This window comes from Cellulomonas sp. GbtcB1, from assembly GCF_019091725.1.
GTDB lineage: Bacteria > Actinomycetota > Actinomycetes > Actinomycetales > Cellulomonadaceae > Cellulomonas.
The window spans coordinates 1-230 of sequence record NZ_JAGXJG010000683.1 but is presented as its reverse complement, the minus strand read 5'-3'; the positions used below and the strand labels follow the sequence as shown (position 1 = coordinate 230).

The following is a 230-nucleotide window of genomic DNA, read 5'->3' as shown; positions in this document are numbered from 1 at the left end:
CCCAGACGGTCCCGTTCCAGCAGTCCGCGGCCGGGAAGACGGCGTTCGCGCAGAACGGCAACTGGCAGATCGGCACGGCCGAGCCCGACGCCGACTTCGCCTACGGCGTCGTCCCGCTGCCGCTCGGCGACACCGGCCAGGTGTACCTGGGCGGAGAGGGCGAGGGGATCGGCGCGCACGCCGACGACCCGGAGCTGGCGTGGGAGTACCTGCAGAGCACGTACCTCGAC

General features: G+C 72.6%; 1 protein-coding gene. It reads left to right on the top strand.

Translation table 11 applies throughout. The annotated features are described in order from the left end of the window. Positions 1-230: extracellular solute-binding protein (locus KVT14_RS21800; RefSeq protein WP_217617433.1), on the top strand; the 230-nt coding region annotated here is incomplete at both ends.